We start from the raw sequence: 8,645 nt of genomic DNA on the forward strand, positions 1-8,645 counted from the left end.
TTTGCCTAGCTGCGGCTGTCCTTCAATTTACTCTCGTTAAGCACTTTCTTGGCTTCGGCAATAAGGGCTGGTAAGTTTTCCTCGACTAGCTTGTGCTGACCAAGTTTAAGTGAGCTCTCTGTTTCGTTGGCTAAATGCTGCATGCGCGGCAGACCTGTATAGCAACACGCACCGTGTAGTTTGTGAACTTCGGTCTTAAGCCCATTGTAATCTTGATCGTCCCAAAGCGCCGAAAGTGTCTCGATAGTTTCGGGCAGTAACGCAATAAAACTGTCTAACATTTCTTTTGCTGTATCTTGATTTTGATTCGCTCGTTTAAGTGCTAGCTGCCAGTCGATAGAGGGAAAGACGATTTCACCGGGCTCAACATTGTGGCACCACGAATTGATAAGCGTAATAAGTAGCTCAACCTCAATAGGCTTAGGTAAGTAATCGTCCATGCCAGAGGCAAGCAATCTTTCTTGCTCTTCTTTAAATGCGTGGGCTGTCACTGCCACTATTGGGGTACCCATATTCAACGGTGATTTACGAATTTCTCGGGTGGCCTGCAGTCCGTCCATGCCTGGCATCTGCACGTCCATGAGAATTAAGTCAAACTCTTGAGTCTGGCACTGATTGACGGCGTCTTGTCCACTAATCGTTGTGGTGAGCTCGACAGGAGAATGATCGAGCCACGTATGCAGCAGTTTAAGATTCATTTCCATGTCATCAACGGCAAGAATTTTAGCTTTTGGTAGCGTGCCTATTTTCTCTTGCATCGCATTTTTAGCTGGCGTTGTATGGTGGTGCACCAGGCTATCTAACTTGGTAAGCGTCATCGGCATACGCGCTTGTGAATGGAAATGTTGCGACAGGCTTGGGTATTGGGCAAAAGGTTCAGGGCCGGAATACCAAAGTATGCGCTTTTGCGCAGGGAATTGTACAAAACGACTTAAATAGGTATCCCGCAATCCCATCTTACTTACCGGCACAGTTGCCATGAAAAAGTCGTACTGGCCTTTAAGTGACATCAAATAATCTAGTGATTCAACAGAGGTAACCTGCGCACCCAAAATCGATAACATGCTTGCACTTGAGCGACGTGTTGCAGGTACCGGGTCGAAAATAACCACGTTCTTACCTTTCCAGTCTTCACTACTAGTTAACGCATATTTCTGGCTTAACTGGTTCATACGTAGTGATACGTTAAACGTAGAGCCTTGGCCTAATACACTTTTTAGCGTTAGATCACCGTTCATTAAGCGAACCAGCTCTCGACTTATCACGAGACCTAATCCAGTGCCTTGGTAATTACGGTTAAGGGCGTCGTCTACTTGCGAGAAGGCGTTAAATAGCTTTTTTCTGTCTTGTCGGCTTATTCCGATACCTGTGTCTTCAACGGTAATATTTACTTCGTGAATACCATGAGGAAGCGAGCGTCCGCTCACCGAAAACGTAATGGTGCCGCTGGACGTGAATTTAAGTGCATTACTTAACAAGTTATTGAGCACTTGCTTAATACGAAACACATCGCCAATGAGCTTTTCAGGGAGCGGGTGCAAATCAAATACAAATTCGATGCGCTTGCTGTGGGAAGATTTAGCCATGATAGTGACCATTTCTTCGAGCAGCTTATTGGGCGAGAAAGGCTGATTATTAATTTGCAGTTTACCGGCCTCAATCTTAGAAAAATCGAGGATATCGTTAACGATTGTTAGCAGGTTATCCGCGGCCGTGTTTACAATTCTGACTTGCTCTTGCTGGTCAGTGGGTAGCGACGCATTGTTCAACTCTTTGCTGAACCCCAAGATGGCATTAAGAGGTGTGCGAATTTCATGGCTCATGTTGGCCAGAAATTGAGATTTAACGTTACTGGCTTTTATCGCATCTTTGCGCGCGATATCTAAACGGGCATTCTGCTCTTCAATGAGCTCCATATTGTTGCGCAAATCATTTGTTGCTTGCTCAACTTCGCTTTCCAGCTGGCCTCTGCTTTTCTCCATTAATGCAAAGGAAAAGAGCCCTGCTTCTAAGAAAACACCCACCTGAAAACAATAGGTGGTGAAGTCGTTGGAAGGTAAAATTCCGATAAGGCTTAACATACCTATAATTGCGCCGGTGGCGAGCATACTCCATGCAAATATGAAGTAACGCGCGGGCTTAAACTTATTGAAAAATGCTTCGAACCCGGCGTAGATATAACTCAATATCGCCACAAGACCCACGCCGTATACTAGGTTGTTCTTCCAAATAGAAGGAAGCAGATCGACGAAGCACACCAGCCCTGTTAACGCTTGGCAAACCAACAATAAGTTAATGACAGGATGTGCCGTGGGAGAGTGCTTTTCCGTTTCCAAAAACGTCTTGGTAAAAAAGCCTGAGCTTATACCAATAATTACGAATATCAGCTCGGAATGCCCAACCAGCCAAGAGGGGATCCCCTGACTAAACAGCAAGTGCGTATGGCCGCCCCACACAAACTGCCACAGAATAACCGCAGCGATATAGCCAACATAGGCAATCAGACTTTTTTCCCGCACGCCAAAAAATAGAGCAAGGTTATAAATAGCGAGAATAAGCAATCCGCCGTAGAAAAAGCCCCAGAGCAAGCTGTCCATTTGGAAGTAGCTGCTATGTAGCGGTTCGGCTTGAATTCGAAGTGGTGCAATTAGGCTAGACGAGCGACTTTCAATGCGTATGTAAAGGTCGACAGGATCGCTATCAGGCAGCTCAACACGAAAGGTTGGAACACGAAAACGCTGTTCTTTTTGAGCTTTCCCCTGATGGCTTTGCTTTATTACCTTGCCGTTTTGCACCAAATAAAAATCAACACTGTCGAGTTGGCTGAAATTTATTGAGAACACCCAGTGTTTATCGTTTGAAACATTGGCAACAGAAGTGAGTAGCCACATGCCATTATTACGAAACCCAAAATTAGGGTTGTCATGGGGATGCATAAGGAAGTCATTGCGTCTTCGTGATACATCGCTGATAGTAAGCTGATAATCGGTTTCAAATAAAAAATACAGAGAGTCTGATAAATCTAGCGTACTTTCTTCATCGAAGAGCTGCTCGATATGCTGCGCGCTGGCATTCGAAGGCAGGTAACTGCCTACAACAAGAAATAAAAAAAAGAATACGCGAAAGATAGCCATGATTATCTGTACTTACGTTACCGTTTGATTAGGGGCTTTATTATTTTTTAGTTTTACTCGTAAGAGTGAAAATTGAACGGCAAATTTCACCCAATGCTATTTAACCACTCTCTTTGAAGAATAACAAAACAAACCCTCACCCCATACAATGAGTAAGACCCAAAAGTCGCGACAATTGGTTTCAAGGATTGCACACAAATGCGGTTTACCCCACAATAGCCTTTAACGCTCGGGAGCTTTCACTAAGTGGTGCGCTAAATTGTCCACAATCGACAGCCTAACTAGCACGAGCGCATTGGTATTAATAACAAAACGAAAAAACTATCATGAGTGACGAGATCATCATTAATCGCGATGGGGTAGAGCAACTTCCTCTTCGACGTTTCACCGAAGACGCTTATCTAAACTATTCCATGTACGTCATCATGGACCGTGCACTTCCACATATTTCGGATGGCTTAAAGCCTGTTCAGCGACGCATCATTTATGCGATGTCAGACCTAGGGTTAAATGCAAACGCCAAATATAAAAAATCGGCGAGAACCGTAGGTGATGTGCTGGGTAAGTTTCACCCTCACGGCGATTCTGCCTGTTATGAGGCGATGGTGCTCATGGCTCAGCCTTTCTCTTATCGCTACCCTTTAGTAGATGGTCAAGGTAACTGGGGGGCGCCGGATGATCCGAAATCGTTTGCTGCCATGCGTTATACGGAAGCTAAGCTCTCGCGCTTCTCTGAGGTGCTGCTGAATGAACTTGGACAAGGTACGGTAGATTGGGTACCTAATTTTGACGGTACGCTAAACGAGCCTAGCGTGCTTCCAGCTCGCTTGCCACATATCCTATTAAATGGCGTGACAGGGATTGCCGTTGGCATGGCGACGGATATTCCTCCTCACAACGTGAGAGAGTTGGCCAACGCGTGTGCCATGTTGTTAGACAACAGCAAAGCCGAGCTTAGCGATGTGCTAGAACACGTTAATGGACCTGACTATCCTACCGAAGCTGAAATTATTACGCCAAAGTCTGATATTCAAAAGCTGTACGAGACTGGGCGTGGTTCTATAAAAATGCGCGCGGTGTACATGGAAGAAAACGGTGATGTTGTTATTACCGCTCTACCTCACCAAGCGTCTGGTGCCAAGATACTAGAGCAAATTGCCGCGCAAATGCAGGCGAAAAAGTTACCGATGGTAAGCGATCTCCGAGACGAATCGGATCATGAAAATCCAACCCGTTTAGTGATTACGCCTCGCTCAAATCGCATTGATGTAACTCAGCTGATGCAGCATTTATTTGCAACTACCGACCTAGAGAAAAACTACCGTGTCAACTTGAACATGATTGGCCTAGACGGTCGCCCTCAGGTGAAAGACTTACGTACGATTTTGTCTGAATGGCTGCAGTACCGAAAAGATACCGTGACGCGCCGCTTGCAATACCGTTTAGATAAAGTGTTAGCGCGTTTGCATATTTTAGAAGGTTTATTAATTGCGTTTTTGAATATCGATGAAGTTATCGAAATTATTCGCACGTACGACAAACCAAAACCAGAATTAATGGCGCGATTCGGTTTAAGTGACACACAAGCGGAAGCAATTCTGGAATTGAAGCTTCGTCACTTAGCCAAGTTAGAAGAAATGAAGATTAAAGGCGAGCAAGATGAACTTGCAGAAGAGCGCGACAAGCTCCAGCAGCTTCTAGGCTCAGATCGCCGCCTTAAAACCCTAATTAAGAAAGAAATCCTTGCAGACGCTGAAAAGTACGGTGACGACAGACGTTCACCTATTGTTGAGCGTGGTGAAGCTAAAGCGCTGTCTGAAAAAGAGCTGGTACCTGCTGAGTCTGTAACTGTTGTGCTGTCAGAAAAGGGCTGGGCACGCTGTGCGAAAGGTCACGATATCGATGCGGAAGGTTTAAGCTACAAAGCTGGTGATGCCTATTTATCCAGCGCCGAAGGCAAGAGCAATCAGCCTGCCGTGTTTATGGACAGTTCAGGTCGTACTTTCTCTTGTGACGCTCACGGGTTGCCGTCTGCACGAAGTCAGGGGGAACCGCTAACCGGGCGCTTCAGCATAGTGGGTGGCGAGTCATTCCAACACGTCATTATGGCGCAAGACGAAAGCAAATTCTTAGTAGGTTCTGATGCAGGCTACGGCTTTGTCGGCACATTTAAAGATATGGTGAGTAAGAACAAGGCAGGTAAAGCCTACTTATCATTGCCTACTGCGGCGAAAGTGATGAAACCAACACCGGTTACAAATCCAGACTCCGATTGGTGCCTAAGTATTTCTAATGAAGGTCGCATGCTCATGTTCCCACTACGCGACTTACCAAGTTTAGGTAAAGGGAAGGGGAACAAGCTTATCAATATTCCTTCTGCAAAATCGCAATCTCGAGAAGAGTACGTGAAGGTGCTTGCTGTTGTACCTGATGGTGCCGCAATTAAAGTGGGAGCCGGTAAGCGCAACATGACACTGACGGCTGACGACCTTACCCACTATCAGGGAGAAAGAGGCCGAAGAGGGAATAAATTACCGCGAGGACTACAGCGGGTTGATACGGTTGAAGTTGTCTTACCCAGCAAGGACGAAACATCTGAAGATTTGTCATAAAGTTTAAGTTGTTCTTATGCTTAGGTGAACTACACTCAAAAAGGGATTAGATGAGGAATTTACATGCTAGGCATAGTTTTTACATCGTTAATCGATATGCTCGAGGAGAAAGTTTCTCCTGAGTTTGCTGACGATGTCATCATGGAAGCTGGGTTAGAAAACGACGGCGCTTATACCGCAGTGGGCTATTACCCGTTTGAACAAATGCAACGCCTGTTAGGTGTGCTGGTGGAGAAAACGGGTAAGTCAGCTAACGAGCTACTCTACGATTTCGGCTATTACTTATTTGGTAAGTTAGGTGCAGTGCATGGCGACGTGCTGGCCAATACAGAAGGCATGTTGGATATGCTGGAGCACTTGGACGGCGACATTCATGTTCAGGTTAAGAAGCTCTACCCAGACGCCGACCTACCCCGATTTACGGTGATATCCAGAACCGATAACACCATGCGCTTACAGTATTATTCTGAAAGAGAATTATATCCTTTAGCAGAAGGCTTGATGGACGCAGCCGCAGCTCATTATAACTGCACCCTGGAAAGGGAAACCCATCAACTAGATACGCCTCATACCTACGAATTTAGTATATCTCTCGTTTAACGGAGGCATGTTATGTCAGATGGAACAACGCATAGCACGCCTTCTGGTAGCGACCGTGCTGCGTTACTTGAAAGGCGTTTAAAGCGAGAGCGAAATGCGAGAGAGCAAGCCGAAGCTTTGCTGAGAGAAAAGACGCAAAGTTTGTATGCTACGCTTCAAAAAAGCCAAAGTGCACAGAAAGATTTGGAACTTGCACTATGGGCGTCGCAGGAGTCTTTTTGGAATTGGGAGGCAGAGAATGACATTATGGAATTTCGCTCATTCTCACTACATTCTGAAAGTGTATCTACCTGGTCAGGCACCTTAATTGAGCTTCTAGAGCGGGTACATGAGGACGATTTAGACGGTCTGCAGTTTCACTGGAGCATGGCGCTACACGGCAATCGTGACCGTATAGAGTTTTCTTTTCGCTTAAAGCTCGACAGCGATTTTCAGTGGGTAAGGCTGCGCGGGCGCGTGCTAAAGCGTGGAAAAGCGGGTGAAGCGCTTCAAATTGTTGGTACTACAAAAGACATTACTCAACAGCGAAAAGCTGAACAATCGTTTCACTTAATGGCCTCTGCTTTTGCTAGCTCACGTGAGCCCATGTTAGTACTCTCACCTGATCTTGTTATCACAGAATGTAACGATGCATATATTCAGCTGATTGCTGCGCCTTTCAAAGAGCAATGCATTGGTTTGGATTTCAACCAAATATTCATTGCTGAGAAAGTCGATGAAGTGCAGTTGGCGCTTGATAAACAAATTCGCTTCGAGTCGAAAGTGAAGACGCAAAACGGCGAAATTAAGGTTGTCGATATCTCGGTGGCTCTGTTTGAGACCTACCAGCAAACGTCATCTTATTTGATTGCCACAATGCGCGACATCAGCGATAGAAAACGCAACGAAGCCAAACTACGTCAACTGGCATTGCACGATGAGTTAACCGGCCTTTCCAATCGCAATTCGCTGCGTGAGTCCATCTCCGGGTTAGTACAAAAAGAACAGCACTTTATTTTGGTCTTTATTGATCTGGACGGGTTCAAAGCAATTAACGATAACGCAGGGCATGAAAGAGGGGATATTGAGCTTCAGCGCGTAGGAGCGCTCCTTACTGCCATATTCGGCCCGATAGGGGAAGTCGGCAGGTGGGGTGGTGATGAGTTTATTGCCGTATTGCCTAATCAGAATGTTGAGGAAATTGCTGAACGCTCTGAGCGGCTTATCAGCCAGATAGAAGAAGACGCCATAACCGTAAAAACGTCGGAGCTTAGGCTGTCTGCCAGTATTGGCATTGCTGAATTTCCAGAACATAGTGATAACCTAGAAAGCCTGGTGCAGTGTGCCGACGCCGCAATGTACCGTGCGAAAGAGCTGGGTAAAGGGCAGGCGTTTATTTACGAGTCAGGTCTCTATGAGAGCATGACCCAGCAGGTCAGTATGGTGAATGACTTGCGCAGAACGGTAGAGAACCACCTTCTCGATTTCTATATTCAAGGTAAATATGATCTAAACGGCGAGTTAAAGGGCGGTGAAGTACTGTGTCGCTGGATTTCAGGCTTGCACGGTGTTGTATCGCCGGCAGTGTTTATTCCCATAGCAGAAGAGCACAAGCTGGACAGCGCTATTGGTCTTCAAGCACTGGAAGCGGCATGTGATTACATTTCAATAATGGAGTCGCAGCAGGGAGATGCCATTCCTTTGTCTGTGAATATCAGTGCTAATCAGATGCTTGACCCAGAGTTTCCAAATCAGGCAATGTCTATCTGTATGGATAATGATGTGTCTCCCGAATTTATTGAGCTAGAGCTCACTGAGTCGGTCTTTATTCGCGATGAAAAATCAGCACTTAGAGCATTAAACACGTTGAGTGATCATGGGTTTAGACTGTCTCTGGATGATTTTGGCAGTGGCTTTTCATCTCTTAGCTACTTGCGAAGTTTCCAGTTTGAAGTGGTTAAGGTGGATAAAAGCTTAATTCAGGGTATTCACCAAGATAGTAAAGCCAATGCGCTATTTAATGGTCTGATAGCCATGTTAAAGAGTTTGCAGATAGATGTGGTGGCTGAAGGCGTAGAGTTGGAGTCTTATTTGCCTTTCATGGAGCAGGCCGACATTCAGCTAATGCAGGGGTTTTACTTTGATAAACCAATGCCTTACGATCAGTTCTTGGCAAGGCATACTACTGAGCCTAATCGGTAATGTCTTCAGCTAAGCATAAACAAAAAAAGCCCTATCGGGCTTTCAGATTGATGATAAACCCCTCTTTTTTCGGAGGGGTTTATTTTTTCTAGCAGCCGAAGGCTGCGATCGCGATATT

4 protein-coding genes are annotated in these 8,645 nt (G+C 45.6%); 3 read left to right on the forward strand and 1 reads right to left on the reverse strand.

All coding sequences use genetic code 11. The annotated features are described in order from the left end of the window. Positions 1-5: 5 nt before the first annotated feature. Positions 6-3,134: a hybrid sensor histidine kinase/response regulator gene (locus tag NO989_RS14775; protein WP_014975470.1), complete on the reverse strand. Its 3,129-nt coding sequence runs from the start codon at positions 3,132-3,134 to the stop codon at positions 6-8. 326 nt (positions 3,135-3,460) lie between these two features. Here NO989_RS14775 and parC point away from each other — a divergent pair, with 326 nt between their 5' ends. The 3 genes from parC (at position 3,461) to NO989_RS14790 (ending at position 8,527) form a co-directional block, all read left to right on the forward strand. Next, positions 3,461-5,746 (forward strand): DNA topoisomerase IV subunit A, encoded by a 2,286-nt coding sequence (gene parC / locus NO989_RS14780; protein WP_014975471.1) that lies wholly within the window; start codon positions 3,461-3,463, stop codon positions 5,744-5,746. Between the two features lie 63 nt (positions 5,747-5,809). Further along, positions 5,810-6,346 carry a heme NO-binding domain-containing protein gene (locus NO989_RS14785; RefSeq protein ID WP_014948016.1) on the forward strand — a complete coding sequence of 179 codons (537 nt, stop codon included), beginning with the start codon at positions 5,810-5,812 and terminating at the stop codon, positions 6,344-6,346. Between the two features lie 12 nt (positions 6,347-6,358). Then, a complete protein-coding gene (locus tag NO989_RS14790) occupies positions 6,359-8,527 on the forward strand; it encodes an EAL domain-containing protein (protein WP_342340162.1) in 2,169 nt (722 codons plus the stop codon). Positions 8,528-8,645: the final 118 nt, after the last annotated feature.

Source organism: Alteromonas sp. DY56-G5 (genome assembly GCF_041414725.1).
Taxonomy (GTDB): domain Bacteria; phylum Pseudomonadota; class Gammaproteobacteria; order Enterobacterales; family Alteromonadaceae; genus Alteromonas; species Alteromonas macleodii.

Excerpts from the sequence above, each read along its gene's own strand:
- parC (WP_014975471.1), top strand. The coding sequence starts at position 3,461 with ATGAGTGACGAGATCATCATTAATCGCGATGGGGTAGAGCAACTTCCT.
- NO989_RS14790 (WP_342340162.1), top strand. The coding sequence starts at position 6,359 with ATGTCAGATGGAACAACGCATAGCACGCCTTCTGGTAGCGACCGTGCT.
- NO989_RS14775 (WP_014975470.1), bottom strand. The coding sequence starts at position 3,134 with ATGGCTATCTTTCGCGTATTCTTTTTTTTATTTCTTGTTGTAGGCAGT.
- NO989_RS14785 (WP_014948016.1), top strand. The coding sequence starts at position 5,810 with ATGCTAGGCATAGTTTTTACATCGTTAATCGATATGCTCGAGGAGAAA.